Source organism: Myxococcus sp. AS-1-15, from assembly GCF_020037055.1.
In the GTDB taxonomy this organism is placed as follows: domain Bacteria; phylum Myxococcota; class Myxococcia; order Myxococcales; family Myxococcaceae; genus Myxococcus; species Myxococcus fulvus.
On record NZ_JAIQDF010000011.1, the window covers coordinates 148,772 to 167,730 of the forward strand.

Consider the following 18,959-nt stretch of genomic DNA (forward strand, 5'->3'; position numbering starts at 1 on the left):
GCCGCATGACGAACCGCCAGGGAGGGCTGGACCCAGGCCCGGGCGGTGCGTGCCCCAGGCCCGGGGGTGCATCACGGCGTGGTGAAGAAGGAGCTGATGGCCTCGGCGCTGTGGAAGGGCAGCTTCTCGAGCGACGTGAAGGGCTCGCTCAGGTCGAACCCGGGCGACACGATGGAGGCCACGCGCAGGTAGTAGATGCTGTCGGGCTGCAGCGTGCCCGGGGGCAGGCGGACCTGGGTGGTGGAGCCCGGGGCGTAGATGCTGCCGGCGGGCATCAGGAAGCGCAGCTGGGCGTCGTAGCGGTAGAGCGTCACGCGGTAGGCGTGGGGCGTGCCGAGCGTGGGCGGCGTCCAGGCGAGGACGGGGCTGTTGGTGCCCACCTCGCGCTGCACGTTCGCGGGGACGCCGTCGATGGTCAGCGAGCGGGGCGGGGACACCTGCGGCTGCACGGGGCCGGCGATGAGGTTGTCGAACACGTCGTACGAGTAGAGGCGACCCGACAGGTACATGGAGACGCCCGAGTCATCCGGCACCGGGGACAGGACGCGGAACGGATAGCTGTGGATGCCGACGAGGCCCCAGCTGGACGGGAAGGGATTGCCGAACTTCAGGCGGCTGGTGAAGTTGAACGACGCGTTCCGGGGGAGGAACAGGTTGAGCAGCTCCCCGGAGTAGCCCACCCAGCGCCCGCCGGTGTTGTGCGCGTTGGGGAGGACCTCGAAGAGGGGAGTGGAGCCGGTGGCTTGCGGGTGCACGTCCGTGGCGAACTGGGTGTACGCGGGCAGGCGCCACTCGATGGGGAACTCGCGCATCGGCGTGGGCTGCAGGTAGCCCGTCACGGGCAGCGGGGTGATGCCGTCCGGCACGTAGTCGAACGCGCCCATCTGCACGGAGCGCTCCACCGCGGCGTAGCCCAGCGCCGTCCCATCCGGCGCCGTGCCGGCGCTGAACTGGCTGAGCTGATTGACATACATCCGGTCGCCCTTGGAGGCGTCGAAGGTGGGCAGGTTGTAGCCGCTGCTCAGGCCGAGGTCGGCCTGGTTGGTGAGCAGCGTCGTCTGGCCGTCGGGAATCTGGTCGAAGACGTTCACATAGCCGAACAGGTCCACCTCACCGGAGGTGAGCTGGAGGCTGGAGCCGGGCTGCTGGCTGCTCCAGGTGTTCTGCCACGGCGCCAGGTTGAGCAGGTTGATCTGCAGCGTGGTGAGGTAGCTGTTCGAGTACTCGGCGTCCATCCGCCCCAGGCGGTTGCGGCCGAGGTCGATGTGGCGCGCGTCGGTGATGACGTGGGTGGCGCCGGTGCGCAGGTAGAACGGGCCGGAGGGCACACCATTGAAGCGCCAGCCGCCCGGCACCGCGGAGCCGAGGATGAGCTGGAAGGTGGAGCCCTGCTGCACGAGGATTTCGGGCGGGTTGGCGGACAGGTCATTGACCTGCTCGGCGATACCCACCGACGTGTAGAAGCGCGTGGTGTCGGTCACCAGCACCGCGTCGGACGGTGGGCCCGCGTCGGGGGTGGGGCCCGCGTCGGGCGTGGGGCCGCCATCGGTGGGGGAGCTCTCCGTCCCCGGGTCGATGTTCGCCTGCCCATCATCCAGTTCCTGCTCCTGTCCGGGGGCTCCGCCACAACCGACCAACCAGACCACGCATGCCGAGCCGAGTACCGCGGAGAAACGAGACCGCTTCACGAAGACCTCCTGATGGAAATGCCGCGGTCACAATACGCGCGGGCACCTCGGCTCTGGCTGTCTTGGCGAATCAATCCCTCACCGCGAAATCACCCGCGAGTGTTTTGCGCAATCCGGGCGCGTCGGGTGTGGTGCTTGCGGAGGTCTGCCCGCGACTCAGCGGGCGGCGAGCAGGCCCTTCTTGCGCCAGTCGTCCAGGTGCAGGGACAGCATTTCGCGGTCCACGCGACGGAACGCGAGGCCGAGGCTGGCGATGGCCTCGCGGGTGTTGGCGGCGTCGTAGACGGGCTGTCCCTCGTGCAGCTCCCAGCGCGTCGCGCTGCCGCCGTACACCTTCTCGTAGAGCATGGGGAGCAGGGCGCAGAGCGGGTTCTCGGCCGCGCGGGGATGCTGCATGAGGCGGTCCACCCATGCCTCGTAGGGCACGCGGCTGAGGTGGTGTCCGCATTGGTCGAGCATCGTGTAGATGCCCTCCATGTCCGTGTTGTCTTCCGGCGTGGGCGGAACGAGGTGATAGGCCTTGCCGACCGCGCCCTCGTGTGAGGCGATGCCCAGGAGGGCGGCGCTGGCGAAGTCCACGGTGACCATCTCCTTGCCCTGTCGTTCGAGGATGGGGCAGCAGCCGATCTCGATGCAGCCGAGGATGAAGCGCCCCATGAAGTCGTCCGGGTTCCCGACGCCTGTCTCCGAGTGGCCCATGACGAAGCCGGGGCGGTAGACGTTCACCGCGAGGCCTCGCGCATGGGCCTCCCAGACGCGCTTCTCCGCCACCCACTTGGTGGCGGAGTACCCCAGGTCGTAGCGCAGGCATTCCAGGTGATCGTCCAGGTCCGCGTCCTCGCGGAGGACCTGGGTGTTCTTGAAGTAGCCGGTGGGGCCGAACGCGGCGATGGTGGACACGTAGTGCACGGGCGTGGGCCCCATCGCGGCCAGCCGCAGCACCTCGGTGGTGCCTCCCACGTTGGCGGCCCGGAGCGCCTCGTAGGTCTGCACGAAGTTCACGTGCGCGCCGATATGGAAGATGGCCTCGGCGCGTCCGGCGAGGACCTGTCGTTGCCGGGCGTCCATCCCCAGCCCTGGGGCCCCCAGGTCTCCGGGCACCGGCTCGATGCGCGAGGCGAAGGGCTCCTCCCACAGGTCGTACTTCACGAGCGTCTGTCGGATGCGCGCGAGCGCCGCCTCCGGGTCCTCCGCGCGGACGAGGCAGGCCACCTGGGCCGTCGTCCTCCGTAGCAGGTCGCGCAGGATGAAGGCGCCGAGGAAGCCCGTGGCGCCGGTGAGGAAGATGCAGCGCATCTCCTCCAGGCGCTTGCCCTTCGTCACGGGTCTGCCCTTGGCGGGGATGATGTCCTCGGGCAGGTGTGCCTCCTCGCGCCAGGTCTCGGGCCCCGCGATGGCGCGGCCTTCACCCTGGGCCCCAGAGCGCGCCCGGCGGACCGCTTCGATGAAGTCCCCCAGCGTGTGCGCCTCGTGGAGGGCATACGCGGAGAGGCCGACGCCGAACTTCTCGCGCAGCCGCAAGGCCAGGCGTCCCCTCATCAGGGACGTGCCTCCCAGCCGCGCGAAGTCATCGTCGGGGGAGGCTGTCTCCACGCCGAGCATCTCTGTCCAGAGGGCGCTCACACCCGAGACGACCGGGTCCTCCGAGGTCATCAAATCCTGCGGGATTGCCGGCCCGCCAGGAGGGGGCGGGATCGCGGGGCGTGCTGCGATGGATGTCGTGGTCATGGGTTCTCTCCTGGAGGGACAAAGACGTCAGCTTCGCGACGACAGGAGCGCGGGCAGCGCCGAACGGTCCGTCTTTCCGTTCGCGTTCACAGGGAGGCGCTCGAGCACCACGAAGCGGGAGGGCACCATCTGCTTCGACACCTGGGCGAGCATGAAGTCCCGCAGCGCCTCCTCGATGTTCGGGGACGGCTCCTTGGGTACCACGAAGGCCGCCAGTGACTTCTCGCCGTCCGCTCGCTCCTGGAGCGTCACCACCGCGTCCCAGAGGAGCCCGCTCTGCAGGAGCATCTTGGCGACCTCGTCCAGCTCGATGCGGTGGCCGTAGATCTTCACCTGATGGTCGTTGCGGCCCAGGAACTCCAGGTTCCCGTTCTCGTCCCAGCGCGCCATGTCGCCCGTGCGGTAGATGCGCAGCGCCTGTCCGTCCTTCAGACCCTCCACAGTGGGGAAGCGCTCCGCGGTGAGCTCCGGCTGGTGCAGGTATCCCCGTGCGAGGCCCGCGCCCGCGAGGCACAGCTCTCCGGGCTGTCCCGGCGCCACGGGGCGCAGGTGCTCATCGAGCAGGAAGACCTCGGTGTGGGCGACGGGCTGCCCGATGGTCACCGAGCCGCCCAGGGTGTCCTGGAGCCGCACCCGATGCGTGGTCGAGTAGATGGACACCTCGGTGGGGCCGTAGGCGTGGACGAGCTGCTCCGGTGGTTTGCTCTCGAGGACCGCGCGGAAGGTGCGGGCGTTCGCGCGCTCCCCACCCACGATCAACCGGCGCAGCTGGCTGAAGGCATCGGGGTAGGCCTGGGCCATCATGTTGAAGACGGCGGTCCCGATGCTCAGCACGTCGACGCGCATGTCGCGCAGGGCGTCGCGCAGGGCGTGGGAGTCCAGGAGCGTGGCCTTGGCGATGACCACGACCAGGCCTCCGTTGAGGAGCGTGCCCCAGATTTCATACAGCGACATGTCGAACGCGAGGTTCGACGTCTGGGCCACCCGCTCCCCGGGCCGGACGACCAGGAGAGGGTTGTCGAAGATCAGCCGGCGGATGCCCCTGGCGAGGATCTGCGCGCCCTTGGGCCGGCCCGTGGTCCCGGAGGTGTACATGATGTAGACGCGCCGCTCCGGCGGGTCGTCCGGCGCGACGAACGACTCGGGCTCTCGTGCCACGGAGGCCCTGTCGCGTTCCATGCACAGGCGGGTGATGCTCCCCGCCATGCACTTCGCCTCATCCGTCACGGTCTCGGAGAGGAGCACCTGGGCCTGTGAGTCCCGCATGATGTAGGCGATGCGGTCTCGGGGGTACTGGAGGTCCAGCGGCACGCAGGTGGCGCCCAGCTTGAGGAGCGCCACCAGAGCCGCGATGGCCTCGATGCCCTGATTCATGGCCAGGGCGACAGGCGTCTCCTCGCCCACGCCCAGCTTCTTCAGGGCGTTGGCGAACTGGTTGGCGCGGCGGTCCAGGGCGTCGTAGGTGATGCGTTTGACGCCCCAGTGGACGGCGATGTCCATGGGCCGGAGCGCGACTTGTGCGTGCCACAGGTCGGAGAGCCCGCCCTGGTTGGGGTCGATGACCGCAGGGTTGTTCCCCTCTGCCTTGGCTGCGAGATGCGCGATGGACATGGATCCTCCTGTGGGTAGACGACGGGGTGCGACTTCAGCCGCGAGGGGCTCTCGCGGAGTTCGTGGGAAGCAGGCCCTTCTTGCGCCAGTCCTCGAGGTAGAGGGACATCAGCGGTTGGTCCAGGCGATGGAACCCGAGGCCGAGTCCGGCGAGTGCCTCCCGGGTGTTCCGGGCGTCGTAGACAGGCATTCCCTCGTAGACCTCCCAGCGCGTCGAGCCGCCGCCGTAGACCTGCTCGTAGAGCATGGGCACCAGGGCGCAGAGCGGGTTGTCGGCCGCGCGGGGGTCCTTCATGAGCCGGTCCACCCATTCCTCGTAAGGGACGCGGCTGAGGGGCTGACCACAGTCGTCGAGGAGGTCATAGAGCGAGTCCATGTCGATGGAGTCGCGAGGGGAGAGGGGCACCAGGTGATAGGCCTTGCCGATGGCGCCCTCGCGAGAGGCGATGCCGAGGAGGGCGCCGCTGACGAAGTCCACGGGCACCATCTCCTTGCGTTGGCGCGGGAGGATGGGACCGCTGCCAATCTGGATGCAGCCGCGCACGAAGCGCGCGACGAAGTCGTCTGGATTGCCGACGCCCGTCTCCCCGTGGCCCATGATGAAGCCCGAGCGGTAGATGTTCACCGCCAGCCCGCGCTCGATGGCCTCCCACACGCGCTTCTCGGCCACCCACTTGCTGGCGGAGTAGCCCAGGTCGTAGCGCAGGCAGTCCAGGTGCTTGTCCAGGTCCTCGTCCTCGCGCAGGACCTGGGTGCCGTTGAAGTAACCGGTGGGACCGAACACGGCGATGGTGGACACGTAGTGCACGGGCGTGGGCCCCAGCGCGGCCAGCCGCAGCACCTCCGTGGTGCCATCGACGTTGACGGCCTTGTGCGCCTCGTAGGGCTGCACGTAGTTCACGTGCGCGCCGACGTGGAGGATGGCCTCGGCCCGCTCGACGAGGGCCTGTCGTTGCCCGGCGCCCAGGCCCATGCGGGGGGCGCCGAGGTCTCCTAGCACCGGCTCGATGCGCGCGGCGAAGCCGTCCTCCCACAGGTCGTACTTCTCCAGGGCCCGCTGGATGCGCGCGAGCCCTGTCTCCGAGTCCCTCGCGCGGACGAGGCAAGCCACCTGGGCTTTCGTCATCCGCATCAGGTCGCGGAGCATGAAGGCGCCGAGGAAGCCCGTGGCGCCCGTGAGGAAGACGCAGCGCATCTCCTCCAAGGCCTTGTGCTGGATGACAGCTTGGCTTGGGACGATGTCCTCGGGCAGGCGCGCGTCCTCTCGCCAGGTGTCGGGCCCCGCGATGGCGCGGCCTTCGTCCTGGGCACCCGACAGGGCCTGCCGCACCGCCTCGATGAAGTCTCCCAGCGTGTGCGCCGCGTGGAGCGCATGCACGGACAGGCCCACGCCGAACTTCTCGCGCAGCCGCAGCGTCAAGCGCCCCGCCATCAGGGAGTTGCCACCCAGCCGCATGAAGTCATCGCCAGGGGAAGCGGTCTCCACACCGAGCAGCTCGCTCCAGATGTCGCTCACGCCCGCGACGACCGGGTCCTCCGACAGAGGCGTACTCCGTACGAGTGACGGTCGGTTCCTGGGCGGGTCGAGCTGGGGCAGCGCGGCGCGGTCGACCTTGCCATTGGCCGTGACGGGGAGCCGCTCCAGCATGACGAAGCGAGACGGCACCATGGGCTCCGACACCCTGTCGCGCATGAAATCGCGGAGGACGTCCTCGAGGCCCGCGCCGGTGTCCTTGGGTACGACGAAAGCCGCCAGCGACTTCTCGCCATCGGGTCGCTCCTGGAGAGTCACCACGGCGTCCCAGACGAGCCCGCTCTGCAGGAGCGACATGGAGACCTCGTCCAGCTCGATGCGGTGGCCGCGAATCTTCACCTGATGGTCGGCCCGGCCCAGGTACTCCAGCGTCCCGTTCTCGCGCCACCGCGCCAGGTCTCCGGTGCGGTAGATGCGCAGCGCCTGGCCATCCTTCAACCCTGGCACCGTGGGGAAGCGCTCGGCGGTGAGCTCCGGCTGGTGGAGATAGCCGCGCGCGAGGCCCTCTCCCGCGAGGCACAGCTCTCCGGTTTGTCCCAGCGCCACGGGGCGCAGGTCCTCATCGAGCAGGAAGACCTCCGTGCGCGCGATGGGCTTGCCGATGGAGATGGACCCGCTCAGGGTGTCCTGGAGTTGAATCCGATGTGCGGTCGAGTAGATGGACACCTCGGTGGGGCCGTAGCCATTGACGAGGTGCTCTGGTGGATGGCTCTCGAGCACGGCGCGGCAGAGCCGGCCATTGGCTCGCTCTCCGCCCATCACGACGAGGCGCAGTCCGCTGAAGGCATCGGGGCACGCTTGGGCGACCATGTTGAAGAGCGCCGTCGCGATGCTCATGACGTTGACGCGCATGTCGCGCAGGGCCTCACGCAGGGCGTGCGCATCCAGGACGGTCGCCTTGGAAATCACCACGAGTGAGGCGCCGTTGAGCAGCGCCCCCCAGATTTCATACAGCGCCATGTCGAACGCGTGGTTGGACGCCTGGGCAACCCGCTCCCCGGGATGGATGCCGAGGATGGGGTTGTCGATGACCAGTCGGCGGATGCCCTGGGCGAGAATCTCGATGCCCTTGGGCTGCCCGGTGGTTCCGGACGTGTGCATGATGTAGGTCCGTCGCTCCGGAGTGTCGCGGGGGCCGGTGAAGGTCTCGGGCTCGCGCGTCACGGCATCCCTGTCTCGTTCCAGGCAGATGCAGGTGATGGCCCCCGTCGTGCACTGCGCCTCCTCGGTGACTGTCTCGGCGAGGAGGACTCGGGCCCGTGAACTCTCCACGATGGAGGTGATGCGCCCGCGCGGATGCTGCAGGTCCAGGGGGACATGGGTGGCGCCCAGCTTGGCGAGGGCCACATGGACGACGAGTGCATCGATTCCCCTTCGCATGGCCACGGCGACGGGCGTCTCCTCTCCCACGCCTCTCCTGTGCAGGGCATTCGCGAGCTGGTTGGCTCGGCGGTCCAGGGCGCCATAGGTGATGCGCTTGACGCCCCAGTGGATGGCGATGTCCATGGGCCGGAGCGCGACTTGCGCATGCCACAGATCTGCGAGTCCGGCTTGGAGGGGATAGATGGACGCAGGGGTGACCCCCTCGGCCGTGGATGCGAGGTGTGTCGTCATCATGTTTCTTCCAGTCGATGGAGGAGAGAGGACTTCAGTGACCGCGTGCCGTTGTCGATGGGCTGGGGAGCAGGCCCTTCTCGCGCCAGTCCTCGAGGTAGAGGGACATCAGCGGTTGGTCCAGGCGATGGAACCCGAGGCCGAGTCCGGCGAGTGCCTCCCGGGTGTTCCGGGCGTCGTAGACAGGCATTCCCTCGTAGACCTCCCAGCGCGTCGAGCCGCCGCCGTAGACCTGCTCGTAGAGCATGGGCACCAGGGCGCAGAGCGGGTTGTCGGCCGCGCGGGGGTCCTTCATGAGCCGGTCCACCCATTCCTCGTAAGGGACGCGGCTGAGGGGCTGACCACAGTCGTCGAGGAGGTCATAGAGCGAGTCCATGTCGATGGAGTCGCGAGGGGAGGGGGGCACCAGGTGATAGGCCTTGCCGATGGCGCCCTCGCGAGAGGCGATGCCGATGAGGGCACCGCTGACGAAGTCCACGGGCACCATCTCCTTGCGTTGGCGCGGGAGGATGGGGCAACTGCCAATCTGGACGCAGCCGCAGACGAAGCGCGCGACGAAGTCGTCTGGATTGCCGACGCCCGTGCGGGTGTGTCCCATGATGAAGCCCGAGCGGTAGATGTTCACCGCCAGCCCTCGCTCGACGGCTTCCCATACGCGCTTCTCGGCCACCCACTTGCTGGCGGAGTAGCCCAGGTCGTAGCGCAGGCAGTCCAGGTGCTTGTCCAGGTCCTCGTCCTCGCGCAGGACCTGGGTGCCGTTGAAGTAACCGGTGGGACCGAACACGGCGATGGTGGACACGTAGTGCACGGGCGTGGGCCCCAGCGCGGCCAGCCGCAGCACCTCCGTGGTGCCATCGACGTTGACGGCCTTGTGCGCCTCGTAGGGCTGCACGTAGTTCACGTGCGCGCCGACGTGGAGGATGGCCTCGGCCCGCTCGACGATGGACTGTCGTTGCCCGGCGCCCAGGCCCAGGCGGGGGGCGCCGAGGTCCCCGAGCACCGGCTCGATGCGAGGCGCGAAGGAGTCCTCCCACAGGTCGTACTTCTCCAGGGCCCGGCGGACGCGAGCGAGCGCTGTCTCCGCGTCCCTCGCGCGAACCAGGCAGGCCACCTGTGCCTTCGTCGTCCGCATCAGGTCGCGGAGCATGAAGGCGCCGAGGAAGCCCGTGGCGCCCGTGAGGAAGACGCAGCGCATGTCCTCCAGCGCGCGTCCCTTCGTCACCGGCTTGCCTGAAGCGGGCGCGATGTCCTCGGGCAGGCGCGCGTCCTCGCGCCAGGCGTCGGGCCCCGCGATGGCGCGGCCCTCGGCCTGGACACCCGCCAGGGCCTGCCGCACCGCTTCGATGAAGTCCCCCAGCGTGCGTGCCTCATGGAGGGCGTGCGCGGACAGGCCCACGCCGAACTTCTCGCGCAGCCGCAGCGTCAGGCGTCCCGTCATCAGGGAGTTGCCGCCCAGGCGCACGAAGTCATCGCCAGCGGACGCGGTCTCCACGCCGAGCAGCTCGGTCCAGATGTCGCTCACGCCCGCGACGACGGGGTCCTCCGGCGGGGGAGTGCTCTGTGCGGGCACCGCTCCGGGTCCTGGCGACACGGGGCGGGGCAGCGCCGCGCGGTCGACCTTTCCATTGGCGGTGACGGGGAGCCGCTCCAGCAGGACGAAGCGAGACGGCACCATGGGCTCCGACACCCTGTCGCGCAGGAAGTCGCGGAGGGCGTCCTCGAGGCCCGGGCCGGTGTCCTTGGGTACGACGAAAGCCGCCAGCGACTTCTCGCCATCGGGTCTCTCCTGGAGTGTCACCACGGCGTCCCAGACGAGCCCGCTCCGCAGGAGCGTCTTGGAGACCTCGTCCAGCTCGATGCGATGACCGCGAATCTTCACCTGATGGTCGGCCCGGCCCAGGTACTCCAGCGTCCCGTTCTCGCGCCACCGCGCCAGGTCGCCGGTGCGGTAGATGCGCAGCGCCTCGCCGTCCTTCAATCCGGGCACCGTGGGGAAGCGCTCCGCGGTGAGCTCCGGCTGGTGGAGATAGCCGCGCGCGAGGCCCTCTCCCGCGAGGCACAGCTCTCCCATCTGTCCCGGTGCGACGGGGCGCAGGTCCTCGTCGAGCAGGAACACCTCGGTGCGCGCGATGGGCCTCCCGATGGGGATGGAGCCGCTCAAGGCATCCTGGAGGCGCGCCTCGTGGGCTGTCGCGTAGATGGACACCTCCGTGGGGCCGTAGCCGTTGACGAGCCGCTCGGGAGGGTGGCTCTCCAGCACCGCGCGGAAGAGGCGGGGATTGGCGCGCTCTCCCCCCACGACCACCAGCCGAAGCCCGCCGAAGGCATCCGGACAGGCCTGGGCCACCAGGTTGAAGAGGGCGGTGGCGATGGTCATCACGTCGACGCGCATGTCGCGCAGGGCCTGGCGGAAGGCCTGGGCATCCAGGAGCGTCGCCTTGGAGATCACCACGAGCGCGGCCCCGTTGAGCAGCGCGCCCCAGATTTCATAGAGGGAGATGTCGAACGCGTGGCTCGTGAGCTGGGCGACGCGCTCCCCGGGATGGATGCCGAGGATGGGATTGTCGATGACCAGTCGGCGGATGCCCTTCGCGAGGACCTCGATGCCCTTGGGGCGCCCCGTCGTCCCGGACGTGTACATGATGTACGTCCGTCGCTCCGGGGTGTCGCGCGGACCGGTGAAGGTCTCGGGCTCGCGCGCCACGCTGTCCGCGTCACGTTCCATGCAAAGGCAGCTCAATCCAGCCCGGGCGCAATGCGTCTCTTCCGTCAGGGTCTCGGTGAGGAGGACCTTCGTTCCGGAATTTTCCAGGATGTATGTGATTCTCTCGCGAGGGTGCTGGAGGTCCAGCGGGACGTGAGAGGCGCCCAGCTTGGCGAGGGCCACATGGGCCACGATGGCTTCGATGCCTCGCCGCATGGCCACGGCGACAGGCGTCTCCTCGCCCACGCCTCGGTGGCGCAGCGCGTTCGCGAGCTGGTTGGCCCGGCGGTCCAGCGCGTCATAGGTGACGCGCTTGACGCCCCAGTGGATGGCGATGGCTCCGGGCTGGAGGTGGACCTGGGCCTGCCACAGGTCCGCGAGCCCTGACTGAGACGGATGACGCCTTGCAGGAACGCTGCTTTTCGATGGGGATTCGATGATGTGCATGCTCGTCGCGCGCTCCTCATGGATGTGTCGGGTGGAGGTGTTTGACATTTGTTTAATGTCAATTGGGCGTTTGTCGATGAAATTCCTCGCATGTCTTGCGTCTGGAGGTGGCCGGTGGCGCCTGCGGGCATCCGGGGTGCCCGCAGCGCCTGTTCATGCGGGCCTGAGGTCTGCGTCAGGTGTCGTCGCAGTCTTGAAGCGGGATGAACCACACCTGGAAGGAGCCGGTGTCATCGATGGCGCGGAAATAGATGCGGTCGCCGACGCGGGTGAAGCCCTCCGGGAGCGAGTTCTCGCCGCGCGTCGCGATGTCCGCCAGGGGAAGGCTGGAGGCGACCGTGCCGTGGGTGAACCAGGGTTCGAGCCCTTCGCCCGGCGCCGAGGCGGCGAAGAGGGCGGCGTTCTGGCCCAACGGGAACAGGGGCGAGGCGTACTCGTCACTCAGGCTGAGCGCTTCCGACAAGGCGGAGGTGCCCGCGGTGGTGCCGTCGGAGGTCCAGAGTGTCGCGGCGCGCGGTGCGGGCCCGGGGCTCGCGATGGCCACGGAGAAGAAGAGCCGCTCTCCCGAGACCGTATATTGTTGCAGATAAGGGTAGGCCGCCTCCTCGCCCGCGTAGGGGTTGGGGAGGGTGACGACCGCGCCCTTCCCGCCGCCACTCAACGACAGTCGCTGGATGCGCATCCGCATGCTCGTGGCGTCGACCGAGGCCAGGTAGGCATTGCCTTTCAATGCGCCGAGCAGGGTGACACCTTTGCCGAAGGCATCCACCCGCCGGGTCCCCGTCGCGGTGCCATCCGTCCTCCACACCTCCGTGTTCGCTCCGTCCACGAACAGGAACAGCCCCACGTCACCGGCCTGTCCCGTGCCGGTGATGGGCACTTGCTGGGCATCGACCTTCTTGACGAGGGCCGTGCCGGCGGCGGTGCCGTCCGTGCGCCACAGGGAGGTGCCCTGCGCCGCCGAGGACAGGAAGAAGAGCTGGTAGGGGCCCACGCGCAGCGACATGTTCCCGAGCGTCGACTCCGGACCGAAGCGCGCGAAGCGCAGCGTGCCCTCGGGCGTTCCATCCGTGTGCCACAGCTCGAGCTCCGGTGCCCCGGGCGTGGGGCTCCATTGGCGCATGAAGGTGAGCTTCCCGTTCTGGGCCGCGACGAAGCTGAGGTGCGTGCCTTCAGGGCCTGGAGTCAAATCCCGGACCAGGTGCGTGCCCGCCTCGGTGCCATTGCTGACCCACAGCTCGCGTCCCGTCGCGGGCTGGTCGAGCAGGAAGAACACCCGAGGGCCCACGGGTATCAGGTTGCGCAGCGCGGGGATTCCCACCGACGCCGCGGGGAAGGACTTCACCCGGGTCGTCCCCACCGCCGTGCCGTTGCTGCGCCAGAGGGCGGCGCTTCCGTCGAACAGGTTGGTGGCGAAGTAGAGCGTGCCTTTGACGTCGGCGAACCACTCGGGGAAGGGGCCGTTGAGCGTGGCGCCCGAGCCGGGGGGGATGACCACGGCGAGGCGCGCGGGGAGTCCCGGGCAGACCTGCTCCGTGAGCTCCTTGGGCGCAGTGGCTCCCCGGAAGCCCGCCGTGGAGCGGGTGGGGGGCGAGACGCCCGCGCCTCGAAGCTCAAGTCGGGTGGGGCCCCCGCAGCCGGCGAACACCAGACCCATCAGCACACACACATGTCTCGCTTGCATGTCCCTCTCCTCCGTGGCGACAACCGACGGAGGATGGGATGAGCGGAAGGGATTCCCCTATCCGCCAGCGAGGCGAGCCCCTATTCAGGGACGGACAGGTGCCCTCCCTCGAAAGGGAGGACACCCGCATGGGGGTTACGGGGCGAAGGCCGTGGAGGCCCAGATGCCGAACGAGCAGGAGCAGTCCCCCGTGAGCTGCTCACCCTGGCAGCAGTCCCGCGTGCGTCCATTGGGCGAGCACGCCTTGCCGGCGGGCGCCGCTGATGTCGAATCGAAGCGCAGGGCCTGGCGATATCGCCATGGAGTTGTTCTTGAATCCCGGTGGCTGATTCGTGGCGCCGTGGCGCGAGGTTCCTGGGCCCAGGGGGGAGGGGGGCATCTGAGTTCCCCTCGGCGAGTCACCGGGCGCTATAACGCTGCCTGGACAGCTCGAGGAGAACTCGTGGGAATCATCCGGCTCGTGGGAGTGATGCTCGCCGTCGCGGGCGGCGTGTTGCTGTGGACGGGGCTCAATGCGCGGGAGTCGCTCACCGAGCGAGCCACCCAGGCCTTCACCGGCAAGTACACGGAGCAGACCACGCTGTACCTGGCGGGCGGGGGCGCCGCGCTCGCGGGAGGCCTCCTGCTGGTGCTGTTCGGCGGCGGTCGCGGCAAGCGTCGCTAGTCCCGCACGAGCGGGGGCTGGTTTCTCGCGCCGCCCCGGCGCGAGCAGGTGTCGCCCCTGCTGAGTCGCTCGCGGGCGCGGGTGTTGCTTCGTCCGGGTCTCGCGCTGGCGCGGGCGTTTCCTCGTCCGGGTCGCTCGCGGGCGCAGGTGTTGCCCATCGCCCCCGCTGCGCGCTACCCGGAAGCGGTCTGCCTCCCGGCCGCGCGTCAGCGCGCGAGCAGTTGCTCAGGTAGGGCGCACCGGCGCCTCGTGCGCGGGGTCGCCGACGGCGTGCAGTCGGGACCATCCCCGCTCCCGCAGCAGCCGGTGGATGGGCTCACGCAGCGAGGCTCGCAGTCGCTGCTCCGCGTCCGGCGTTCCCTCTCCGCTCGCGGGCACTCGCCAGACGGCGGCGCCCTCTCCGGAGGGAGGCGCCTCGCCCTCCAGCATGAGCCGGATGACCATCGGCGGCGGCCCCAGGGCGTCCACGGCGCCTGTCCCCGTGTCCAGCGTGGCATGCGCCCGGTCCGGTGCGCACAGGCCGTTGAACACGGCGGCGGCCTGCTCAGCCACGCCGCGGTGGGAGCACTCGAAGATGACGCGCCAGGGGCGGTGCGCGGGCTTCGCCGTCGGCGTCATCAGCCATCGGAACAAGAACACCGCGAGCGTCGCGCCGAGCAACTGCGCGGCCACGAAGGACTCGACATCCATCGCGTGCAGGGCGCTGGCACGGGTGCTCACCGCCCGGGCGAGGATGAGCGCCGGGTTCGCCAGCGAGCGCGAGTCGGTGAACCACACCGTGGCCGCGGCATACCCGGCCACGACGAAGTGGGTGGCGGAGGGCCGGGTGCGCACGCAGCCGCGCACCACGATGAGCAGGCCGAACGTCGCCACCAGCTCCGTGAGAAACTGCGCCGAGCTGGCCGAGGGCGTCCGCGTGGCGATGAGCAGCGGCTCTCCGCACATGAGGTGTGCCACCAGCCGTCCCGCGAGCCCTCCGCCCAGCTGTGCCAGCACGTAGCGCGGCACGTCCCGCCACGGAGTGCCGTCCTCCAGCGCGTCCGCGAAGGTGAGGGCGGGGTTGAAGTGCGCGCCGGACAGCGGCTGGAGCACCCAGGTGAGGCACGCGAGCACGACGCCGGCCGCCAGGGACATGAAGAGGCGGTTGTCGGTGGCGCTCACGCCCAGGCGCTCGGCGCCGTGGTGCGCGCCCTCCAGGGCCACCACGAGCAGTCCGCAGCCGAGCGCTTCGACGGCGAGCCGTCGGGGGCGATTGAGCCGCCCGGCGCTGGCGGAGGTCGTGGATGCATCTGCGCTCGTCATCGCGGGGCCCTCCAGCGGCGCTCCCACCCTATGCCTGGGGGAAAGGGCCGTCAAAGCCGACGCGAGCGCCTGCCCGGCACGACTATTCGAAGGTCAGCGAGGAGCCACCGGACAGGTCCTCCTCCAGCATCTCGGGGCGGCCGAAGACGCGCACGTGGCTGCCGCCCGAAGCGCTCACTCGCAAGGTGTCGGACACTCGCAGCGAGGCCATGCCGCCGCCGCTGGACTCCAGCGCCGCCTCCCGCGACGCGAGCTTTCCCGCATACACCTCGCTCCCACCCGACAGGTCCAGCCTCATCTGGCGCGCCTCGCCCTCCAGGAGCGCATACGCGCCTCCGCTCAGGGAGAGCGCCACCGACTGCGCGCGCAGCTCACGCACCAGGATCGCGCCGCCTCCGCTGGCGGACACGCTGAAGTGATTCGCGTCGACGCCGCCCGTCACGTCCGTGCGCCCGCCACCCGAGCGCTCCAGCGCCTCCAGGCTCGGCACCACCACCTCGACGCGCAGCGGATTGGGCGAGTCCCAGCCCACCGAGCCGTGCCCGCCGAAGTGCACCCGCAACCGGTCCCCGTCGTGGTCCGTCCGCATGCGGGCGACGAGGTTGTCATCGCCGATGATGAGGACCGAGTGGGGCCGCGTCGGGTCCACCTGGACGTGCGCGGGGATGCCGTCCTCCACCTCCAGCCGGTCGAACACGGGCGTCGTCCGCGACTCCTCAATCGAATGCCCGCTGCCCTCCAGGTGGTGCCCGAAGCCACAGCCCGACAACCACGCCGCCGCCAGCAGCGCGAGCCCCGCGCCTTGCTCCCGTGCTCCCAGTCGCATCGTCCCGCTCCCGTGTCCGACAGGTCCGGGCACTGGAACACCGCGGGGGCCGGGATGTGTCACCCGGGCCCCCACGGAGCTCGCGAAAGGGGGGCCTACGCGTTCAGCGCCGCGGCGTGGTGCCGCAGGTGGTCCTCCATGAACGTGGAGACGAAGTAGTAGCCGTGGTCGTACCCCTCGTGGATGCGCAGGGTGAGCGGCTGTCCCGTGGCGGCGCAGGCCTCGCGCAGCAGCTCCGGCTTGAGCTGCTCCTGGAGGAACTTGTCGCCCGTGCCCTGGTCCACCAGCAGCGTGGGAAGGTGCTGCTTCGCGGCGCGGATCAGCTCCGTGGCGTCATACGCGCGCCACGCCTGGGTGTCCTCGCCCAGGTAGCCCTTGAAGGCCTTCTGTCCCCACGGCACGCGCATGGGCGCGACGATGGGGGCGAACGCGGACACGGAGCGGTAGCGCCCGGGCTGCCGCAGCGCCGACACGAGCGCGCCATGGCCTCCCATGGAGTGGCCGAAGATGCCCTCCCGGTCCTCGCGGGCCGGGAAGTGTCCGGCGATGAGCGCGGGCAGCTCCTTCGTGACGTACGTGCCCATGCGGTAGCGCGCGGACCACGGCGCCTGGGTGGCGTCCAGGTAGAAGCCCGCCCCCACGCCGAAGTCCCAGGACGCGTCCTCGCCCGGATACCCCGCGCCCCGAGGGCTGGTGTCCGGCGCCACCAGCATCACCCCCAGCTGTGCCGCCACACGCTGCGCGCCGCCCTTCGTCAGGAAGGTCTCCTCCGTGCACGTGAGGCCCGCGAGGTAGTAGAGCACCGGCACCTTGCGCTCCCGCGCCTGCGGCGGGACGAAGACGCCGAAGCGCATCTCGCCCCCGCACGCCTCGGACACGTGCTTGTAGAAGCCCTGCGTGCCGTCGAAGCAGCGGTGCTGGCTGATGAGCGTGGGTGCCGCCGTCATGAGTACTTCACCACGCTGCGGATGGACTCGCCCTTGTGCATCAGGTCGAAGCCCTGGTTGATGTCCTCCAGCTTCAGCGTGTGGGTGATGAGGTCGTCGACGTTGATCTTCCCGTTCATGTACCAGTCGACGATCTGCGGCACGTCCGTGCGGCCGCGCGCGCCGCCGAAGGCGCTGCCCTTCCACACGCGCCCGGTGACGAGCTGGAACGGCCGCGTCTTGATCTCCTGCCCCGCGCCCGCCACGCCGATGACGATGCTCTCGCCCCAGCCGCGGTGGCAGCACTCGAGCGCCTGGCGCATCGTGTTCACGTTGCCGATGCACTCGAAGCTGTAGTCCGCGCCGCCGTTGGTCAGGTTGACCAGGTACGGCACCAGGTCGCCCTCGACCTCCTTCGGGTTGACGAAGTGGGTGAGGCCGAACTTCTCCGCCATGGCCTTGCGCGCCGGGTTGATGTCCACGCCGACGATCTGGTCCGCGCCCACCATGCGGGCCGCCTGCACCACGTTGAGGCCGATGCCGCCCAGGCCGAAGACGACGACGCGCGCGCCGGCCTCCACCTTGGCCGTGTACACGACGGCGCCGATGCCCGTCGTCACGCCGCAGCCGATGTAGCAGACCTTGTCGAACGGAGCGTCCTCGCGAATCTTCGCGACGGCGATCTCCGGCAGCACCGTGTACTGCGCGAAGGTGGACGTGCCCATGTAGTGGTGCACGGCCTGCTTGCCCAGGCGGAAGCGGCTGGTGCCGTCCGGCATCAGGCCCTTGCCCTGCGTGGCGCGGATGGCCGTACACAGGTTCGTCTTGCGCGACAGGCACGACTTACACTGCCGGCACTCGGGCGTGTAGAGCGGGATGACGTGGTCGCCCTTGCGCACCGACGTCACGCCCGGGCCCACGTCCACCACCACGCCCGCGCCCTCGTGGCCGAGGATGGCGGGGAAGAGCCCCTCCGGGTCCGCTCCGGAGAGCGTGAACTGGTCCGTGTGGCAGATGCCGGTGGCCTTCAGCTCCACGAGCACCTCGCCCGCCTTGGGTCCCTCCAGGTGCACCGTCTCGATGACCAACGGCTTGCCTGCCTCGAGCGCCACCGCCGCGCGCACGTCCATACACGAGCCTCCCTGTGAGAAATGAAGGGCGGGAGCGTAATGCGCGGCGGGCGGGCGTCGCACGACGGATTCGCTCGCTGATGCCTGGCGGACGCTTCCGGGGCTTATCGACAAATGAAGAAGGGCCTGGAGCCGACGCGCGGTTCCAGGCCCTTCGGGCAAGGCAGGGGAGCGACTACGGCGTGCCGGCCGCGGCCTGGGCCTTGGCGGCCTTCTGCGCCTCGCTGAACTTCTTGGTCATCTCCGCGAACTGACCCTGGTACTCGTCCATCTTCTTCTGGTGCTCGGCGGCGCGGGCGTTGGCCTCGTCGACGATGGTCTTGTCCTTGGCGTTCTCGGCGGCCTCGGACAGCGCCATGTCCTTCTGCTGCCGCTCGTACTCCATGAGGCGGCCCATCACGACGCGCTTGTTGAGGTACGTGTTGGCGGAGTTCGGGTTGATGGCGATGACCTGGTCATAGATGCTCAGCGACTTCTCCAGGTCCGCCTTGACGATGGGGGCCGACATGGAGCGCGCGCCGCCCTTCTGCGCGTAGATCTCCGCGATCCACCCGAGGGACGCCTCGTCCTTGGGCTCGATCTTGAGCGCCTCGTTGAAGTACTTCTCCGCGTCCTCCAGCGTGCCGCCCTTCATGTGCATGCTGGCCAGGGTGCGGTAGGTCTCGGCCTTGTCCGCGGGGGTGGTCTTCATCTCGAGGATCTTCAGGACGGCCTCGCTGGCCTTGTCCATCTGTCCGAGCTCGAGGTGGGCGAAGGCCTTCTTCTCCCAGACCTTCTCCTGCTTGGGGTCCGCCTGGAGCGACAGGGCGTAGGCCTCGGTGGCCTCCTTGTACTCCTTCTTCGCCAGGTGGTTGGTGCCCTTGACGCGGTTCTGCTTGGCGACGTCGTTCTCCTCGCTACAGGCCACGGTGCCACCCAGTGCGAGAACTCCGACCATCAGACCGACTCGTGCCAGTCGCTTCATGTGTGTGAACCTCTCGAGCGGGCCTGGGGAGTCGACCCCGGCCCAGTCCATCCTGCTGTTCGCTCAGCGTGGGACCCGCCCTCACGCGGATCCGGAATCAGGGGCGAGCATACCCGAAGTCACGGCCCCGCCACCCA

Annotated in this window: 12 protein-coding genes; 1 reads left to right on the forward strand and 11 read right to left on the reverse strand. The window is 69.3% G+C overall.

Features of this window, described 5'->3' with window-relative positions:
* Window positions 1-71 precede the first annotated feature (71 nt).
* The 6 genes from K8625_RS27485 to K8625_RS27510 form a co-directional block, all read right to left on the reverse strand.
* Window positions 72-1,688 carry a hypothetical protein gene (locus tag K8625_RS27485; protein WP_223784372.1) on the reverse strand — a complete coding sequence of 539 codons (1,617 nt, stop codon included), beginning with the start codon at window positions 1,686-1,688 and terminating at the stop codon, window positions 72-74.
* Window positions 1,689-1,844: 156 nt separating this feature from the next.
* Complete coding sequence (locus tag K8625_RS27490) at window positions 1,845-3,341, reverse strand: thioester reductase domain-containing protein (protein ID WP_223751128.1); 1,497 nt, start codon at window positions 3,339-3,341, stop codon at window positions 1,845-1,847.
* Window positions 3,342-3,443: 102 nt separating this feature from the next.
* The gene (locus K8625_RS27495; protein ID WP_223784373.1) at window positions 3,444-5,027 is read right to left on the reverse strand and encodes an amino acid adenylation domain-containing protein; all 1,584 of its coding nucleotides are present in this window, start codon (window positions 5,025-5,027) and stop codon (window positions 3,444-3,446) included.
* A gap of 34 nt (window positions 5,028-5,061) precedes the next feature.
* Complete coding sequence (locus K8625_RS27500) at window positions 5,062-8,178, reverse strand: amino acid adenylation domain-containing protein (RefSeq protein ID WP_370641991.1); 3,117 nt, start codon at window positions 8,176-8,178, stop codon at window positions 5,062-5,064.
* A gap of 31 nt (window positions 8,179-8,209) precedes the next feature.
* A complete protein-coding gene (locus K8625_RS27505; protein ID WP_223784374.1) occupies window positions 8,210-11,326 on the reverse strand; it encodes an amino acid adenylation domain-containing protein in 3,117 nt (1,038 codons plus the stop codon).
* 175 nt (window positions 11,327-11,501) lie between these two features.
* On the reverse strand, window positions 11,502-13,010 hold the full coding sequence (locus tag K8625_RS27510; protein WP_223784375.1) for a hypothetical protein: 1,509 nt from the start codon (window positions 13,008-13,010) through the stop codon (window positions 11,502-11,504).
* Between the two features lie 442 nt (window positions 13,011-13,452).
* On the opposite strand from K8625_RS27510, the gene K8625_RS27515 reads away from it, so the two are divergent.
* Window positions 13,453-13,674: a DUF3185 family protein gene (locus K8625_RS27515; RefSeq protein WP_174816766.1), complete on the forward strand. Its 222-nt coding sequence runs from the start codon at window positions 13,453-13,455 to the stop codon at window positions 13,672-13,674.
* A gap of 225 nt (window positions 13,675-13,899) precedes the next feature.
* Here the strand turns inward: K8625_RS27515 and K8625_RS27520 are convergent, their stop codons facing one another.
* The 5 genes from K8625_RS27520 to K8625_RS27540 all read right to left on the reverse strand — a co-directional run bounded on the left by K8625_RS27520 (window position 13,900) and on the right by K8625_RS27540 (window position 18,822).
* The gene (locus K8625_RS27520) at window positions 13,900-14,976 is read right to left on the reverse strand and encodes an aquaporin (protein ID WP_223784376.1); all 1,077 of its coding nucleotides are present in this window, start codon (window positions 14,974-14,976) and stop codon (window positions 13,900-13,902) included.
* Between the two features lie 82 nt (window positions 14,977-15,058).
* Window positions 15,059-15,802, reverse strand: coding sequence for a head GIN domain-containing protein (locus K8625_RS27525; RefSeq protein WP_223750028.1), 744 nt, complete (start codon window positions 15,800-15,802; stop codon window positions 15,059-15,061).
* 95 nt (window positions 15,803-15,897) lie between these two features.
* Window positions 15,898-16,749 (reverse strand): S-formylglutathione hydrolase, encoded by an 852-nt coding sequence (gene fghA / locus K8625_RS27530; protein ID WP_223784377.1) that lies wholly within the window; start codon window positions 16,747-16,749, stop codon window positions 15,898-15,900.
* A complete protein-coding gene (locus K8625_RS27535) occupies window positions 16,746-17,858 on the reverse strand; it encodes an S-(hydroxymethyl)glutathione dehydrogenase/class III alcohol dehydrogenase (RefSeq protein WP_046713461.1) in 1,113 nt (370 codons plus the stop codon). Before K8625_RS27535 ends, fghA begins: the two co-directional genes overlap by 4 nt.
* Before the next feature lie 175 nt (window positions 17,859-18,033).
* On the reverse strand, window positions 18,034-18,822 hold the full coding sequence (locus tag K8625_RS27540) for a tetratricopeptide repeat protein (RefSeq protein ID WP_223750026.1): 789 nt from the start codon (window positions 18,820-18,822) through the stop codon (window positions 18,034-18,036).
* Window positions 18,823-18,959 lie beyond the last annotated feature (137 nt).

Excerpts from the sequence above, each read along its gene's own strand:
- fghA (WP_223784377.1), bottom strand. The coding sequence starts at position 16,749 with ATGACGGCGGCACCCACGCTCATCAGCCAGCACCGCTGCTTCGACGGC.
- K8625_RS27520 (WP_223784376.1), bottom strand. The coding sequence starts at position 14,976 with ATGACGAGCGCAGATGCATCCACGACCTCCGCCAGCGCCGGGCGGCTC.
- K8625_RS27505 (WP_223784374.1), bottom strand. The coding sequence starts at position 11,326 with ATGCACATCATCGAATCCCCATCGAAAAGCAGCGTTCCTGCAAGGCGT.
- K8625_RS27495 (WP_223784373.1), bottom strand. The coding sequence starts at position 5,027 with ATGTCCATCGCGCATCTCGCAGCCAAGGCAGAGGGGAACAACCCTGCG.
- K8625_RS27500 (WP_370641991.1), bottom strand. The coding sequence starts at position 8,178 with ATGATGACGACACACCTCGCATCCACGGCCGAGGGGGTCACCCCTGCG.
- K8625_RS27535 (WP_046713461.1), bottom strand. The coding sequence starts at position 17,858 with ATGGACGTGCGCGCGGCGGTGGCGCTCGAGGCAGGCAAGCCGTTGGTC.
- K8625_RS27510 (WP_223784375.1), bottom strand. The coding sequence starts at position 13,010 with ATGCAAGCGAGACATGTGTGTGTGCTGATGGGTCTGGTGTTCGCCGGC.
- K8625_RS27525 (WP_223750028.1), bottom strand. The coding sequence starts at position 15,802 with ATGCGACTGGGAGCACGGGAGCAAGGCGCGGGGCTCGCGCTGCTGGCG.
- K8625_RS27490 (WP_223751128.1), bottom strand. The coding sequence starts at position 3,341 with ATGACCTCGGAGGACCCGGTCGTCTCGGGTGTGAGCGCCCTCTGGACA.
- K8625_RS27540 (WP_223750026.1), bottom strand. The coding sequence starts at position 18,822 with ATGAAGCGACTGGCACGAGTCGGTCTGATGGTCGGAGTTCTCGCACTG.